General features: G+C 65.9%; 15 protein-coding genes. 7 read left to right on the top strand and 8 right to left on the bottom strand.

The window, feature by feature from the left end; all coding sequences use genetic code 11:
- Nucleotides 1-39: 39 nt before the first annotated feature.
- Nucleotides 40-954, bottom strand: a complete 915-nt coding sequence (locus ASE69_RS20050; RefSeq protein WP_056490653.1) for a neutral zinc metallopeptidase — start codon at nucleotides 952-954, stop codon at nucleotides 40-42.
- 100 nt (nucleotides 955-1,054) lie between these two features.
- Between ASE69_RS20050 and ASE69_RS20045 the strand changes: the two genes are divergently transcribed.
- Nucleotides 1,055-1,840 carry a 3-hydroxybutyrate dehydrogenase gene (locus ASE69_RS20045; RefSeq protein ID WP_056490650.1) on the top strand — a complete coding sequence of 262 codons (786 nt, stop codon included), beginning with the start codon at nucleotides 1,055-1,057 and terminating at the stop codon, nucleotides 1,838-1,840.
- A gap of 94 nt (nucleotides 1,841-1,934) precedes the next feature.
- The gene (locus tag ASE69_RS20040) at nucleotides 1,935-2,567 is read left to right on the top strand and encodes a DUF4893 domain-containing protein (protein WP_235519005.1); all 633 of its coding nucleotides are present in this window, start codon (nucleotides 1,935-1,937) and stop codon (nucleotides 2,565-2,567) included.
- On the opposite strand, the gene ASE69_RS20035 is transcribed toward ASE69_RS20040, so the two are convergent.
- The 3 genes from ASE69_RS20035 to ASE69_RS22685 all read right to left on the bottom strand — a co-directional run bounded on the left by ASE69_RS20035 (nucleotide 2,564) and on the right by ASE69_RS22685 (nucleotide 4,699).
- On the bottom strand, nucleotides 2,564-3,196 hold the full coding sequence (locus tag ASE69_RS20035; RefSeq protein WP_056490646.1) for a hypothetical protein: 633 nt from the start codon (nucleotides 3,194-3,196) through the stop codon (nucleotides 2,564-2,566). The two genes, ASE69_RS20040 and ASE69_RS20035, sit on opposite strands and share 4 nt — an antisense overlap.
- A 56-nt stretch (nucleotides 3,197-3,252) precedes the next feature.
- Nucleotides 3,253-4,239, bottom strand: a complete 987-nt coding sequence (locus tag ASE69_RS20030; protein WP_056490643.1) for a cation diffusion facilitator family transporter — start codon at nucleotides 4,237-4,239, stop codon at nucleotides 3,253-3,255.
- Nucleotides 4,240-4,534: 295 nt separating this feature from the next.
- The gene (locus ASE69_RS22685; protein ID WP_164913371.1) at nucleotides 4,535-4,699 is read right to left on the bottom strand and encodes a hypothetical protein; all 165 of its coding nucleotides are present in this window, start codon (nucleotides 4,697-4,699) and stop codon (nucleotides 4,535-4,537) included.
- Between the two features lie 191 nt (nucleotides 4,700-4,890).
- On the opposite strand from ASE69_RS22685, the gene ASE69_RS20025 reads away from it, so the two are divergent.
- Entirely contained in the window at nucleotides 4,891-6,273 is a 1,383-nt protein-coding gene (locus ASE69_RS20025) for a helix-turn-helix domain-containing protein (RefSeq protein ID WP_056490641.1), read from the top strand.
- Between the two features lie 133 nt (nucleotides 6,274-6,406).
- Here the strand turns inward: ASE69_RS20025 and ASE69_RS20020 are convergent, their stop codons facing one another.
- The 3 genes from ASE69_RS20020 to ASE69_RS20010 all read right to left on the bottom strand — a co-directional run bounded on the left by ASE69_RS20020 (nucleotide 6,407) and on the right by ASE69_RS20010 (nucleotide 8,064).
- Nucleotides 6,407-7,354 carry an aldo/keto reductase gene (locus ASE69_RS20020; protein ID WP_056490638.1) on the bottom strand — a complete coding sequence of 316 codons (948 nt, stop codon included), beginning with the start codon at nucleotides 7,352-7,354 and terminating at the stop codon, nucleotides 6,407-6,409.
- A complete protein-coding gene (locus ASE69_RS20015) occupies nucleotides 7,351-7,581 on the bottom strand; it encodes a hypothetical protein (RefSeq protein WP_056490636.1) in 231 nt (76 codons plus the stop codon). The genes ASE69_RS20020 and ASE69_RS20015 overlap by 4 nt, the downstream gene beginning before the upstream one ends.
- 111 nt (nucleotides 7,582-7,692) lie before the next feature.
- The gene (locus ASE69_RS20010) at nucleotides 7,693-8,064 is read right to left on the bottom strand and encodes a hypothetical protein (protein ID WP_056490632.1); all 372 of its coding nucleotides are present in this window, start codon (nucleotides 8,062-8,064) and stop codon (nucleotides 7,693-7,695) included.
- Between the two features lie 192 nt (nucleotides 8,065-8,256).
- Here ASE69_RS20010 and ASE69_RS20005 point away from each other — a divergent pair, with 192 nt between their 5' ends.
- The 4 genes from ASE69_RS20005 to metH all read left to right on the top strand — a co-directional run bounded on the left by ASE69_RS20005 (nucleotide 8,257) and on the right by metH (nucleotide 14,074).
- The gene (locus ASE69_RS20005; protein ID WP_056490629.1) at nucleotides 8,257-9,210 is read left to right on the top strand and encodes an ArsR/SmtB family transcription factor; all 954 of its coding nucleotides are present in this window, start codon (nucleotides 8,257-8,259) and stop codon (nucleotides 9,208-9,210) included.
- Nucleotides 9,207-10,151, top strand: a complete 945-nt coding sequence (gene metF / locus ASE69_RS20000; RefSeq protein ID WP_056490628.1) for a methylenetetrahydrofolate reductase — start codon at nucleotides 9,207-9,209, stop codon at nucleotides 10,149-10,151. The genes ASE69_RS20005 and metF overlap by 4 nt, the downstream gene beginning before the upstream one ends.
- A gap of 115 nt (nucleotides 10,152-10,266) precedes the next feature.
- Nucleotides 10,267-11,325 (top strand): homocysteine S-methyltransferase family protein, encoded by a 1,059-nt coding sequence (locus ASE69_RS19995; protein ID WP_056490626.1) that lies wholly within the window; start codon nucleotides 10,267-10,269, stop codon nucleotides 11,323-11,325.
- A gap of 34 nt (nucleotides 11,326-11,359) precedes the next feature.
- Nucleotides 11,360-14,074, top strand: a complete 2,715-nt coding sequence (gene metH / locus ASE69_RS19990; protein WP_056490624.1) for a methionine synthase — start codon at nucleotides 11,360-11,362, stop codon at nucleotides 14,072-14,074.
- A gap of 149 nt (nucleotides 14,075-14,223) precedes the next feature.
- Here metH and ASE69_RS19985 read toward each other — a convergent pair whose 3' ends face one another.
- Nucleotides 14,224-15,684, bottom strand: coding sequence for an aldehyde dehydrogenase family protein (locus ASE69_RS19985; protein WP_056490752.1), 1,461 nt, complete (start codon nucleotides 15,682-15,684; stop codon nucleotides 14,224-14,226).
- Between the last annotated feature and the right edge of the window lie 77 nt (nucleotides 15,685-15,761).

The following is a 15,761-nucleotide window of genomic DNA, read 5'->3' as shown; positions in this document are numbered from 1 at the left end:
GCCACCTCCCCCTTGCGGGGGAGGATCCAGACTTGAGGTTTAGATCGCGCCCGAGAACGTGTCGCACTGCTGCGGATCGCCGCTGTCCAACCCACGCTTCAACCAAGACTGGCGCTGTGCCGAAGTCCCATGCGTGAAGCTGTCCGGTACCACGCGACCCTGCGACTGCTTCTGCAACGTATCGTCGCCGATCGCCTGCGCCGCGGTCATGCCCTCTTGGATATCCCCGGCCTCGAGCCGCGTCTTGTTCGCCGCCGCCCACACGCCGGCGTAGCAATCCGCCTGCAATTCGAGCCGCACCGACAGCGCGTTGCCCTCGGTCTCGCTCGCCTGGCGCTGCGCCTGCTGGACCTGCGCGTTGGTACCGAGCAGCTTCTGGATGTGATGGCCGAACTCGTGCGCGATCACGTAGTCCTGTGCGAAGTCGCCGTTCGCCTTGAAGCGAGTCGACAGTTCGTTGAAAAAGCTCGTGTCGAGATAGATGCCCTGGTCGGTCGGGCAATAGAATGGCCCCATCGCCGACTGCGCGGCGCCGCAACCCGAGCGGCCATTGCCGTCGAAGAACACCAGCTTGGGCGCCTCGAACCGCTGGCCGTTCTTCTGGAAGATCGCTTCCCAGGTATTGTCGGCCGAGCTGAAGGCGTTGCAGGCAGCCTTGCTTTCGGCGTTCAGCGAACAGCTCGACTTGGTATCGGTGCCCGAGCGCGGTCCGCTCTGCGTCGTCGGTGCCGAAGTCTGTCCGCCACCGAGCAGCCCGCCAAGGCCACCCATGCCGCCGAACACTGCCATCAGGATCAGCACCACGACGATCCCGCCGCACCCGAAGCGGCTGCCGATCATCGGCAACAGCCCCATCAGCAGGCCGCCACCGCCGCCGCCAAAGCCGCCGCCTCCGTCGCCCGACCCGCGCTGGTCCTCGACGTTGATGTTCGGATCGTAATCGTCGAGCCGCATGGATATGCCCCTTTTCGTTTCTTCTCGGGAACGAAATGCGCAAGGTGGCGCTAGGGTTGCACGGCGGCAGAATACGCTGCGCGAAGATGGGGGAGTATGCATGTTCCTGAAGGGCAAGACCGCGGTCATCACCGGATCCACGTCGGGAATCGGGCTCGCCTACGCCAAGGCGTTCGCAGCCGAAGGCGCAGCAGTGGTGCTCAACGGGTTCGGCGATGCCGATGTGATCGAACGTGAGCGGGCGGCGTTGGCGCAGGCCAGCGGCGCGATCGCGCTCTACGAAGCCGCCGACATGACCAAGCCCGACCAGATCGCCGCAATGGTCGAGCGGGCAGCGGCCGAGACCGGCAGCGTCGACATCGTCGTCAACAACGCTGGCATCCAGCATGTCGCGGGGATCGCCGATTTCCCGATCGACAAGTTCGACGCGATCATCGCGATCAACCTGTCCTCGGCCTGGCACATGATGCGCGCAGCCGTGCCGCACATGCGCGCCAAGGGCTGGGGCCGGATCATCTCGACCGCGTCCGCGCACTCGCTGGTCGCGAGCCCGAACAAGTCCGCCTACGTCATGGCGAAGCACGCGATCGCCGGGCTCACCAAGACGATCGCGCTGGAGACCGCGACCGACGGCATCACCGTCAACTGCATCTCGCCGGGCTATGTCTGGACGCCGCTGGTCGAGAACCAGATCCCGGACACGATGGCGGCCCGCGGGATGACGCGCGACCAGGTGATGAACGACGTCCTGCTCGCCGCCCAACCGACCAAGGAATTCGTCACCCCCGAACAGGTCGCGGCGTTCGCGCTGTTCCTGTGTCGCGACGAAGCCAAGGCGATCACCGGGGCCAATTTGTCGATGGATGGCGGCTGGACGGCGGCGTGATGGTGCCCCGTGGTGCGAGAATATGATTGTAGTACGGCATGTTAGAGGGTTAGCTTCGGATATGCACACGCGGTCGACGACGAAGCGGACATGGTTGGCCACCGGGGCCTGTCTCATACTAGCCGGATACGGTTCGAGCGCATCGCCCGCGACGTTGATCGGCTCGGGCGCCGTGTCGCCGCTCGATACCGATCGCGACTCCGACTGGCGGCGTGTCGCCACGGTCGCTGATCGCGCGCGTTTGCGGGGCTGGCGTGGTGCATGGATGGACGCGCTGGCACAGGTCGACGCGAAGGACCTTGCCGCCGAACCGATATTGTTCGATCCGGATCACGCGCTCGCCGACGCCCTGCCGCCCGCCGGAAGTTATCAGTGCCGCACGTTCAAGCTCGGCGCGCGTGGTGGGATCGGCCCGACATACAGCGCATCCGCCTGGTTCGCTTGCCGGATAGACTCGAACGGCGACACCGATGTCGTCAGCCTGGTCAAGGTCGATGGATCGCAGCGCCCTGTCGGCACGGTCTTCGTCGACACCGCGTCGCGCGCGATATTTCTCGGCACGATGGAGCTCGGCGATGAAAAGCGCCCGATGCGCTATGGTCGCGACGCCAATCGCGACATGGCCGGCTTGATCGAACGGATCGGCACGCGGCGGTGGCGCGTCGTCCTCCCGTATCCGCGATTTGAGTCGGTCCTCGACGTGGTCGAACTGATACCCGCGCCTTAGTGGGCGGGTACTGGTCCCGCCGTGGCAACGACCGCCGTTGTGTTGGCGGCGGTTGCCTGTGACGGGGAGATCGGCGGCAGGCTAGCGAGATAGTCCTTGCCGTGCACCCCGACCGGGATGACGCGACCGGCATTCGCGGCGCCGACGGCCTTCAGGTACGAACGTGGCTTCTTCATCAGCTTGGGCTGGTCGAGTCCGGTCAGGCCCACGATCCGCGCCGCTTCCTTCACGAACGTCACGCAATTGTGATCCGAAAGGCGGTAGACGCTGTCGGGCTTGCCCTCGCTCCAGGCGTCTACCAGCCGCAGCACCGCGTTGTATTGCGTGTCGCTCATCACGACCGAGAATTGCGCATCGCTGCTCGCGACATATCCCGGCCTGGCGATGTCGAGCTTGCCTGGCACGGGCCCCATCAAGAGCGCCGGCGAAACCGATTTCGCGGTGAAACCGGCGTTGGCGTCGACCGGCGCGCCGCCGGCGTCGGGTATGCCCCGCAACGTGAAGAACGCGTGCGGGAAGCTGTTGCCGAGCTCGTGGCTCCAGAAGGTGATGGTGACGGCAGCCTGTGCGGGGAGCGCGTATCCCAGGCACAGGCAGAGCAGGGCGATCAGCCGAAGTAGCGGTCTCATCCCCCAATATTATTTTGGAATGTCGAGCCTTACCAGTGTGATGAGTCTGATTTAGATCAGATTTGCGTAGTATTTTGTGCGGTCGCCGGGGCAGGCGAAGCGGATGCGGCAAGCGTCGCGTTCTCGCGCTTCTCTGGTCGAATATAGATCGAGGAGAGCATCGGGATGGCGGCACGCAACTCGGTTTCGATCGCCTCGATCAGCGTCTCGCCGTCGCCCATCGTCACCGAATCGTCGAAGTCCGCGCTGATCGCGGCGAAGATGCTCTCGGGCGCGGTGTGGATCGTGCGGACGTGATTGACCGAGACGATCGCGGGATGGGCGGCGACGATCTTGCGGATCGTCGCGATCACCGCCGGGTCTGCGCGCTCGCCGATGAGTAGTCCCTTCGATTCCCGCGCGAGCAACACCGCGACCAGCGCGAGGATCAGGCCGATCGCGATCGAGGCGGCGCCATCGATCCGCGGATCGTTGAACGCATGGCTCGCCCAGATGCCGATCCCGGCGATGACGAGGCCGGCCAGCGCCGCGGAATCCTCGAACAGCACGATGAAGCCGGCCGGATCCTTCGACCGATGGATCGCCTGCCACCAGCCCATGTCGCCCTTCGACTTCGAGAACTCCCGCACCGCGATCGTCCAGCTGCTGCCCTCGAGCGCGAACGAGATCGCGAGGACGACGTAGTTGATGGTCGGGCTGGTAAGTGGTTCGGGCTCTTGGATATGCCGCCAGCCCTCGAAGATCGACACGCCCGCGCCGATCGCGAAGATCAGGATCGCGACGACGAACGCCCAGAAATACAGCTCGCGGCCATAGCCGAACGGGTGCGCCTCGTCGGCGGGGCGCTTGGCCTTTTTCTGCCCGTAGAGCAGCAGCACCTGGTTGCCGCTGTCGACCACCGAGTGGAAGCCTTCGGTCAGCATCGACGACGATCCGGTCATCCCGGCGGCGACGAATTTCGCCACGCCGATCCCGAGATTGGCGGCGAGGGCGCCGTAGAGGACGATGTCGTCCTTGATGCGAGCGGTCAGTGTCTTGGCCATCCCGCCGTCCTACACGAGGGGACTGGGTTGGAAAGGGCGGCTTTCGCAAGGGGATGCTTAGTTCGGCGTGATCTCGACGGTGCCCTGGTAGGCGGACGCACCCGCCACCCCCACTCCGTCATCCTGACGAAAGTCAGGATCCAGAGCCACAAGCTCCAGCGCCCGTTACCCTGGATCCTGACGTTCGTCAGGATGACGGGCTTCGGGAGCGCACCGTCCTTTTAAACAGGAATACCCGCCGGTGGACGAGCCACCGGCGGGATCCTTTCCTCCCCAGGAAACTGTGTGAATCGGTTTAGCCGAGCCGGCCGAGGCGATGGTACAGCGCACTCATCCGCGTCAGCCGTTCGTCGTCGATCGAGGTCTTGCTGATCATCTCGCCGAGGACTTCCTTCATCAGCGCGAAATCGTTGGTCGAGAAGACGGCACGGGCGCGGGGTTGTTCGGTGGTCGTCTGCATGGCTTGCCTCCTTCGATGATCGTCTTATCTCTCTCTTTACACCGATCGTGCGCCAAGAGAGGTGATGCACAGGCAATAGCGTTCGAAGCCGGCACGTTGGAAGGCCGCCCCGAGCCGCCGCAACGTCGCGGTGTCCGTCCAGCTTGTGGAACACGTGTCGTTCTGTAAACATCGTGACAGGAGGGTTTGCGATGGCGGAACGGAAATTGCTGGCGGGGCACGCGATCCGTCGCTTGCGGCGCGGGGCGGGGCTGACGCAGGCGGCGATGGCCGACATGCTCGCGATCAGCCCGAGCTATCTCAACCTCGTCGAGCGTAACCAGCGGCCGATCTCCGCGACGCTGCTGATCAAGCTGGCCGAGAGCTTCGACTTCGATCCGCGGTCGCTCTCGGCGGGTGAACCGGGCGGCGGTGCGGATGCGATCCGGCGGCGGCTGGCCGACCCGATGTTCGCCGACCTGGAGATCGACCGCAACGAAGTCGAGGAATGGCTTGCCAGTGCCCCCGGCGGTGCGGCGGCATTTGCGCGCGTGTTCGACCGGATCGGCGGCGGCGCGGTGGTCGAAGCGGGCGACGATCCGGTCACGCTCGTCCGTCGCGAGATCGAGCGTTGGCGGAATCATTTCGCCGATCTCGACGCCGCGGCCGAAGCGCTGGCCGACGAACTGCGGCTTGGCGCTGGCGACCTCTACGGCGCGATTGCCGAGCGGTTGCGCGCGAAGCACAGCCTGACCATCCGCGTACTGCCCGCCGACGTGCTCCCCGACACGCTGCGCCGCCTCGACCTGCACGCGCGGCAATTACAGCTGAGCGAGATGCTCGACCCCGCCTCGCGCACGTTTGCGGTCGCGTTCCAGCTCGGCCAGATCGAGGCGAAGGCGGAGATCGATGCGCTCGCCAAAGGCGCAGGGTTCACCGATCGCGCCGCGGAACGGCTCTATCGCCGCCACCTGCTCGGCTATTTCGCCGCCGCGCTGATGATGCCCTATGCGCGTTTCCTCCGTGGATGCGAGACGACGGGGTACGACATCGAACTGCTGCAACGCCGGTTCGGCGCGGGCTTCGAACAGGTCGCGCACCGGCTGACGACGTTGCAGCGCGTCGGCGCACGCGGCTTGCCCTTCTTCATGATCCGGATCGACCGCGCGGGGCAGGCGTCGAAGCGCTATCCCGGCGCCAGCGGCGCGGCACTCGTCGAGGCCGACGGGCGCTGTCCGTTGTGGCGGCTGCATCATGCGTTCGACCGACCGGGCAGCCTGATGGTCCAGCTAGTCGAACTGGAGGACGGCGCGCGCTGGCTGACGATGGCGCGCACCGTGACGCCGCAGGGCAGCCGATTTGGCGCAGTGCACGCCGAGTTCGCCATCGGTCTCGGCGTCGCGGCGGCGCAGGCGGGTGTGCTCGCGGCGGCGAGCGGCTTCGATCTGGCGGGCAGGGCGATGCCGATCGGGCTCGGCTGCCGCGCCTGTTTCCGCAACGATTGCCCGCAACGGTCTGTTGCGCCGGCCGGGCGGGCGCTGCTGATCAACGAGCGGGAGCGACGGACGTCCGCGCTGACATTTGCGGGCGACTGAACAATCCTCCCCCGCAAGGGGGAGGTGGCAGGCGCTTGCCTGACGGAGGGGGAGGAAGGCGAAACCGCTGTTCCGTTGTCCTCCCCCTCCGTCACCTCCGGCGACACCTCCCCCTGGCGGGGGAGGATTAAGGTCAGGCGCCAGCGACCATCAGCGCGTCCAACTGGTCCTTCGACAATTCCAGCGTCATCGCAGGCAGCAGGTCTTCGATCTGCTTCACGCTGGTGGCGCTCGCAATCGGCGCCGTCACGCCCGGCTGCGCGATCAACCACGCCAGCGCAACCTGCGCGTGGGTCGCGCCAGTAGCTTCGACAACCGAGTCCATCGCATCGAGGACAGCCTTGCCGGTACCTTCGAGCAATTCGCCCATCCGACCGCCGCGAACGCTCTGGCTCAGATCGTCCTTCGTCCGGTACTTGCCGGTGAGGAAACCCGAGGCGAGGCCGTAATAGGGCAGCACGCCGATGTTCTCGGTGACGCAGTAATCCTGCAATTCGCCCTCGAACTTGGTGCGGCTGACGAGGTTATATTCGGGCTGGAGAACGTGATAGCGCGGCAGGTCCGACGTCTTGGCAGCCTCGACCGCGGACTTCAGGCGGGCGGCGTGGAAGTTCGAGGCGCCGATCACGCGCACTTTCCCCGCATCGACCAGCTTGCCAAATGCTTCGAGGACAGCCTCCTGCGACTGTGACTCGTCGTCCTGATGCGCGTAGTACAGGTCGATGCGATCTGTACCGAGGCGCTTCAGCGAGGCTTCGGCAGCGGCGGCGATACGCGCGGGGGCGAGCTTCTCGCCGCCTTCGCCGGGGAGCATGCCGACCTTCGTCGCGATCAGCACGTCGTCGCGCTTGCCGCTCGCCTTCAGCCATTCGCCGATCATGCTCTCGGATTCGCCACCCTGATGGCCGTCGACCCAGGCCGAATAGACGTCCGCAGTGTCGATCATCGTGCCGCCGCCCGCGACGAACGCGTCGAGCACGGCGAAGCTGGCGGCGCGGTCGGCAGTCCAGCCGAACACGTTTCCGCCGAGGACGAGCGGGGCGATCTTCAGATCGGTCGAGCCGAGGCGGCGGAGGGTCATCGGGTCTGGTCGCTTTGATTCGAGGGGAGTTCGGTATTGGGCGCGGCATCGTCAAGAACGGCGGCGTCAGGAGCGGCGGCGACCGCGTTCAGGTCGACGCTGTTCGCATCGAGCATCGCGGCGACTTCGTTCAACTGGTGCGCTTCGTCGGCGGTGACCGCGCCGGGTTCGCTCGCGGGCGAGCACGCCGCCAGCGCTGAAATAGCAAACAGCGCCCCCACCATCATGCCGTCGTGCCAGCGAACGCTGGCATCCTCCCGGAGCGGTCGTCGTGACCCGGACCGGGAGTCCCCAGCGTTCGCTGGGGTGACGGAGAAGTGGGGGCGCCTTGGCAAGGCTTAGTCCTTGATCGCATTGCCAGCGCGGGTCAGCGCGTTACCGGTAGCATCGGCCGCACGGTCCGCACCGTTGCTGATCGAGGCGCCTGCCCGGTCTGCACCGGCTTCGATCCGGTCACCGGCGCGGTCGGTCTTGGCGTCGAGGTGATCGGTCGAGTTGTCGATGCGCGCACCGGCGTTGTCGAGCGAACGCTCTGCCGAACCCAGCGCGCGATCGCTGGCGGCGCTGACGTCGTCGACGGCATTGGCGGTGGTCGCGCTGGCATCGGCGGCGATCGCGTTGGCGGCTTGTGCGGTCTGGTCCTGCGCATTGTTGCTGCAGGCGGCGAGACCGGCGGTAAGCGCCAGGGCGGGGATCAGGAACTTCTTCATAGGTATCTACTCCCGTGGATGTCGTCTTGTGGACCGGGGAATGCCCAGCCCATAGCGCAATCGAACGCGGACGAAGCGTTTCCGATCCGTCACGATCGGCGGGATGCGATAAGTCGCGGGTGCCGATCGGTAATGTTCGAGACGCACACGCCCGCGTTGACCTCATATAAAGAATTCTTTATATGTCCTCGTATGACGATGGCGCTCGAAATCTTCCGTGCTTTGGCGGACGCGACCCGGTTGCGGATCCTCGCGCTGTTGCGGCGGATGGAGCTGTCGGTCGGCGAGCTCGCCCAAGTGCTGGGGCAGAGCCAGCCACGCGTCTCGCGGCATGTGAAGATCCTGTGCGATGCCGGGCTTGCCGAGCGTCGTAAGGAAGGCAGTTGGGTGTTCGTCGCGCTCGGGTCCCCGGACGTGGTCGAGCCGATCGCGCGTTCGCTCGACGTATGGGCAAAGACCGAGCCGGACCATTGGGCGGTCGCGGATGCGGCACGGCTTGCGGCGGTGCGTGCAGACCGGGCGGCGAGTGCCGCGGCGTGGTTCGAGGGGCACGCCGACGAGTGGGACGCGATCCGGTCGCTGCATGTCGCCGACAGCGAGGTCGAGGCGGCGATGGCGGCCGTGCTCGGCGATGCGCCGGTCGGCACGCTGATCGACATCGGTACGGGCACCGGGCGGATGCTCGAACTGTTCGGCGGACGCGCGACGGTCGCGCTAGGGATCGATCGCAGTTCGGAGATGCTGCGGCTGGCGCGGGCGAAACTGCACGACATGACGCACGCCGAGTTGCGTCAGGCGGACCTGTATGCGCTGCCGATGGCGGATGCCGCGGCGGACGTCGCGATCCTGCATCACGTGTTGCACTTCGCGCAGCAGCCCGGCGCGGCGGTGAGCGAGGCGGCGCGGGTGCTAGCGCCCGGCGGACGGTTGCTGATCGCCGACTTCGCCAGCCACGACCGCGAGGAACTGCGGGTGCGCGATGCGCACACGCGCCTGGGGTTCGCGGACGAGCAGATGGCGGCGTGGTTCGAGGCGGCAGGCTTGCAGACGGCGCGCGTCGAGACGCTCGAGGGCGGTGAGTTGACGGTGAAATTATGGCTCGGTCGAAAGATCGGCGCGAGCTTGCGTGAGGTGAAGGCGGCATGACGAACATTTCGATCCCCCAACTGGCCGAAGCGCGCCGCGCGCTCGAAGAACCGCTGTTCGCGGATCTTGCGGGTGATGTCGGTCTGAGCTTCGAATTCTTCCCGCCGAAGAGCGAGAAAATGGAGACGCAGCTCTGGGAGGCGATCCGCACGCTGGAGCCGCTCGGCCCGGACTTCGTGTCGGTGACGTACGGCGCGGGCGGCTCCACGCGCGAGCGGACTCACGCGACGGTGGCGCGGATCCAGCGCGAGACGTCGATGAACGCCGCCGCGCATCTGACCTGCGTCGAGGCGACGAAAGACGAGATCGATCAGGTCGCCGAGGAATATTGGGCGGCGGGCGTGCGGCATATCGTCGCGTTGCGCGGTGACATGCCCACCTTGGGCCAGCCGTATCAGGCACATCCGGGCGGGTATGAGAATGCGGCGGCTCTGGTCGCAGGTTTGCGGAAGCTGCACCCGTTCGAGATCTCGGTCGCGGCGTATCCCGAGTGCCATCCGGAATCGGGTGGGCATGATGCCGACATCGACAATCTGAAGCGCAAGATCGATGCCGGTGCGACCCGCGCGATCACGCAGTTCTTCTTTTCGCCCGAAGCGTACTTCCGGTTTCGCGACCGAGTTGCAGCCGCCGGGATCACCGCGCAGATCTTGCCGGGGATCCTGCCAGTATCGAACGTCGCACAGACGCGGAAATTCGCCGGGCTCTGCGGCGCTGAGATCCCGGCGTGGATGGACCGCTTGTTCGAGGGGCTCGACGATCATCCGTCCGCTCGGCAGCTCGTCGCGGCGACGATCGCGGCCGAGATGTGCCGGCGGCTGTATGCGGGCGGCGTGAAGGACTTCCACTTCTACACTCTCAACCGCGCGGAACTGGCCTACGCGATCTGTCACATGCTCGGTGTGCGTGCGAAGCCGGTCGCGAAGGTCGCGGCGGCGTAATTCCCCTCCCGCTTGCGGGAGGGGTCAGGGGAGGGGCTGGCCCGATCCGACCGTCTCGTTTGCGGCACTTCCCTCCCCTGACCCCTCCCGCCAGCGGGAGGGGAGGAGATCGACGATGACACCACGTGAACGTTTCAACGCGGAAGCCGCCAAGCGCATCCTGATCACCGACGGCGCGTTCGGCACCGAGATCCAGAACTGGAAGCTCGACGAGGCGGCTTACGCAGGGTCGCTCGGCTTGTCGCACGACCAGAAGGGCAACAACGACATCCTGGCGATCACCAAGCCGGACGTCCCCGAGACGATTACGCGCGAATATCTCGAGGCGGGGTCGGACATCGTCTCGACCAACACGTTCAGCGCGAACGTCATTTCGCAGGCCGATTACGGCGCGGAACATCTGGTGCGCGAGATCAACGTCGAGTCCGCGCGGATCGCCCGTGCGCTAGCCACCGAATATGAGGCGAAGGACGGCCGCCCTCGCTTCGTCGCCGGCGCGATCGGGCCGACCAACAAGACGCTGTCGCTGTCGCCCGACGTCAACGATCCCGGCTTCCGCGAGATCGATTTCGATTATCTCAAGGGCGTGTACCGCGAGCAGATCGACGCGCTACTCGAAGGCGGCGAGGGGGGTGGCGTCGACTTCATCCTGATCGAGACGGTGTTCGACACGCTCAACGCCAAGGCGGGCATCATGGCGGCGATCGAGGCGGGCGACGCGCTCGGGCGCGATGTGCCGATCATGATGTCGATGACGTTGACCGATCTCAGCGGGCGCAACCTGTCGGGGCATACGGTCGAGGCGTTCTGGCATGCGGTGCGGCATGCCAAGCCGATCACGATCGGGCTGAACTGCTCGTTCGGCGCGGAGCAGCTGCGGCCGCATGTGAAGACGCTGTCGGCGATCGCCGATACGCTGATCATGGTGTATCCGAACGCCGGCCTGCCCAACGAACTCGGCGAGTATGACGAGCAGCCCGAGACGACGGCCGGGCTGGTCGGCGAGTGGGCGGTGGCCAAGCAGGTCAACGTGCTAGGCGGCTGCTGTGGGTCGACCCCGGCGCATATCAAGGCGATGGCGGACGGCGTGCGGGGGCTCGAGCCGCGGGTTGTGGCTCGGCCGGAAGTGCGGACCAAGCTCGCCGGCCTCGAACCATTCACGATGGCGGCGTAAATCCTCCCCGKMMCGGGGAGGAATTGGAAAACCGATGACCACGACAACCTCCACCTCCTTCGTCAACATCGGCGAGCGCACCAACGTCACCGGCTCGGCGCGTTTCAAGAAGCTGATCATGGCGGGCGACTATCCCGCCGCGGTCGAGGTCGCGCGGCAGCAGGTCGAGAGCGGCGCGCAGGTGCTCGACGTCAACATGGACGAGGGGCTGCTCGACGCGCATCACGCGATGACGACGTTCCTGAAGCTGATCGCCGCCGAGCCCGACATCGCGCGCATCCCGTTCATGGTCGACAGCTCGAAATGGAGCGTGATCGAGGCCGGGCTGAAGTGCGTCAGCGGCAAGCCGATCGTCAATTCGATCAGCATGAAGGAGGGGGAAGAGCAGTTCCTCGCCCAAGCGCGCAAGTGCATGGCGTACGGTGCTGCAGTGGTCGTGATGGCGTTCGACGAGGTCGGGCAGGCGGACACCAAGGCGCGGAAGGTCGAGATCTGCGAGCGGGCGTACAAGCTCCTCGTCGGGATCGGGTTCCCGCCCGAGGACATCATCTTCGATCCCAACGTGTTCGCGGTTGCGACGGGGATCGAGGAGCATGACAATTACGGCGTCGACTTCATCGAGGCGTGCCGCGAGATCAAGGCACGCTGCCCGCACGTCCATATCTCGGGCGGGCTGTCGAACTTCAGCTTCTCGTTCCGCGGCAACGAGCCCGTGCGCCGCGCGATGCACAGCGTGTTCCTGTACTATGCGATCCCCGCAGGCATGGACATGGCGATCGTCAACGCCGGCCAGCTCGACATCTACGACGACATCGATCCCGAACTGCGCCAGGCGGTCGAGGACGTGGTTCTCAACAAGGATCCCGAGGCCGGCGATCGGCTGGTGGCGCTCGCCGAACGCTATCGCGGCACCGACGTCGTCGCCGAGAAGGCCGCGGCGGAATGGCGCTCGCTGAGCGTCAACAAACGGCTCGAATATGCGCTGGTCAAGGGCATCGACCTCCATGTCGTCGAGGACACCGAGGAAGCGCGGCTGATCATCGACGGCAATAACGGGCGGCCGATCGAGGTGATCGAAGGCCCACTAATGGACGGCATGAACGTCGTCGGCGACCTGTTCGGATCGGGCAAGATGTTCCTGCCGCAGGTGGTGAAGTCGGCGCGCGTGATGAAGAAGGCGGTCGCGCATCTGCTGCCGTATATCGAGGCGATGAAAGAGCCCGGCGCGCGCGGCAAGGGCAAGATCATCATGGCGACCGTCAAGGGCGACGTGCACGACATCGGCAAGAACATCGTCGGCGTAGTCCTGCAGTGCAACGGCTTCGACGTGGTCGATCTCGGCGTAATGGTGCCGTGGTCGAAGATCCTCGAATCCGCGAACGAGAACGATGCGGACATGATCGGGCTTTCCGGACTGATTACGCCGTCGCTCGACGAGATGGTCACGGTCGCCGAGGAGATGAAGCGCGCGGGCATGACGATGCCGCTGCTGATCGGCGGCGCGACGACCTCGAAGGTGCATACGGCGCTCAGGATCGCGCCGGCTTATGACGGCCCGGTGGTGCATGTGCTCGATGCGAGCCGTGCGGTGGGTGTCGCGTCGACCTTGGTCTCGGACACGATTCGCGACGAGTTCGTGACGAAAATCGCGGACGAGTATGAGGCGGTGCGGATCTCGCGCGCGAACAAGGGGCAGAGCGAGTTGCTGCCCTTGGCGACCGCGCGGGAGCGTAAGTTCGTGGCGGACTTCGCGCTCAAGCCGCCCGCACCAGCGAAGCCCGGCGTGCATGTGTTCGCGGACTGGGACCTGTCGGACCTGCGCGACTATATCGACTGGACGCCATTCTTTCGCGCGTGGGAGCTGGCGGGGAATTTCCCGGCGATCCTGACGGATGAAGTGGTCGGCGAGAGCGCGAGTTCGCTGTATGCGGATGCGCAGGCGATGCTCGACACGATCGTCGCGGAGAAGTGGCTGACGCCGCGCGGGGTCGCGGGGTTGTGGCCGGCGCGGCGTGAGGGTGATGATGTGGTTGTATCCTCCCCGGCACGGGGAGGGGGACCGCGCAGCGGTGGAGGGGGCGTGCCACACAGCGTCCCGCTCGCGGAGGCCCCCCTCCACCATCCTGCGGATGGTCCCCCTCCCCGTGCCGGGGAGGAATATAGATTGCCCATGCTCCGCCAGCAGATCGCCAAGCGCGAAGGCCGCGCCAACATGTGCCTCGCCGATTTCGTCGACACGCAGGACGACTGGTTCGGCGGCTTCGCGGTCGGCATCCATGGGATCGACGACCACATCGCCCGCTTCAAGGCGGACAACGACGATTACAACGACATCCTGCTGAAGGCGCTCGCCGACCGCTTCGCCGAAGCCTTCGCCGAACGCCTCCACAAGCACGTCCGCACCGATCTCTGGGGCTATGCCCCCGACGAACAGCTCACCAACGAAGCGATGATCAAGGAACAATATCGCGGCATCCGCCCCGCGCCGGGCTATCCCGCATGCCCCGACCACAGCCTCAAGCCGATCCTGTTCGACCTGCTCGACGCCGAGACCGCGACCGGTCTGGAACTGACGGAGAGTTTCGCGATGTTCCCGACCGCAGCGGTCTCGGGCTTCTATTTCGGTCACCCGCAAGCAGAGTATTTCGGGGTAGCCCGGGTCGGTCGCGACCAGCTCGAGGATTACGCCGCACGCCGCGGCGCGGACCTGAAAACCGCCGAACGCTGGCTCCGTCCAAACCTCGACTAGGCTGACTCACCTCTCAACCCGGCCGTCATCGTGACGAAAGTCAGGATCCAGGGTTGCGACAGCCAGCCCTCGTGGCTCTGGGTCCTGACTTTCGTCAGGATGACGGGGGGCTCCTGTCTGACGAGCCCCCCAAGAAGCTGGCGTAACCCTTAAGCCCCCGCTTCGGCCGGCTTCCCCTCGCGCACGTCACCCGGAAGGCCAGTGATCGTCTTCACCTCCATGAAATCCGTCAGCCCGTAGCGCCCGTTCTCGCGACCATTCCCCGACTGCTTGTACCCGCCGAACGGCGCACCGATGTCCGGGCTCCACGAGTTGATCGTCACCAGCCCCGCCCGCAACCGCGGCGCAACCTTCGCTGCCGCTGCCGGATCACCCGAGATCGTCGCCGACAGCCCGTATTCGGTCGCGTTGGCAATACGGATCCCCTCGTCCTGATCGGCATACGACGTGATCGTCGCGACCGGACCGAACGTCTCCTCCTGCGCGATCCGCATGTCCGGACGCACGTCGGTAAACAGCGTCGGCTGGATGTAATACCCAGCGTTACGCCCGTCCGGCCGACCCACGCCGCCCGTCACCAAGGTTGCGCCTTCGTCGATCGCGGACTGGATCAGCCCCTGGATCTTGTCGAACTGCGCCTTGTTGACGACCGGGCCGATGTGCTGGCCCATCTCGGCCGGATCGCCGACCTTGGTCTGCTCCATCATCGACTTCACGATCGCGGTCGCCTCCGCGACCTGGCTGGCATGCACGAGCAGGCGAGTTGGAGCGATGCAGCTCTGGCCGGAATTGGCGAGCACGCCCGCGACAGTTGGCGGCAGGACGGTCGCAAGGTCGGATCCCTCAAGCACGAGGTTCGCCGCCTTGCCGCCAAGCTCCTGATGCACCCGCTTCACGGTAGGGGCCGCCGCCAACGCGACCGCGATCCCGGCGCGCGTCGAGCCGGTGAAGCTCACCATGTCGACGTCGCGGTGCGCGCACAGCGCCGCGCCAACGCCTGGGCCGTCGCCGTTGACGAGGTTAAACACCCCCGCCGGCACGCCCGCCGCATCCATGATCTCGGCCAGGATCACCGCGCACGATGGCGCCTCCTCGGACGGCTTCAGGATCATCGTGTCGCCCGCCGCCAGCGCAGGCGCGACCTTCGCGCAGATCTGGTTGAGCGGCCAGTTCCACGGCGTGATCATCGCGACGACGCCGAGCGGTTCGTGCACGACGGTCGCCTTGCCAATCGTCTCGGAGAATTCGAACGCCGCCAGCGCTTTCGCGGTCGCCGAGAAATGCGCGAGCCCGGTGGGGGCCTGCGCCATCGAGGCCAGCGCCATCGGGGCGCCCATCTCCTGCGACATCGCCTTCGCCAGATCGGGCATCCGCGCCTTGTACTCGGTCATGATCCGGCCGAGCACATCGAGGCGTTCCTGCACGCTGGTCTGGCTCCAGCTTTCGAACGCGGAGCGCGCCGCGGCCACGGCCTTGTCGACATCGGCGGCGGTGCCCAGCGTGACTTCGGTGCACGGCTGCTCGGTCGACGGGTCGATCACCTGATAGACGGTGCCGCCCTCGCTATCGACCCAAGCGCCGTCAATATACTGCTGCAAATAGCTTTTCATCGTGCCTCTCCGCATCATGTCTTGCGCAGGAATGGGCTCGCCGGAGATCGGTTGCAACCCGAAACGCATGCCGTAGG

The organism is Sphingomonas sp. Leaf208 (assembly GCF_001421415.1).
Lineage (GTDB): Bacteria > Pseudomonadota > Alphaproteobacteria > Sphingomonadales > Sphingomonadaceae > Sphingomonas.
Note: the sequence above shows the minus strand (reverse complement) of the source record. Positions and strands in the feature narration are given on the sequence as shown.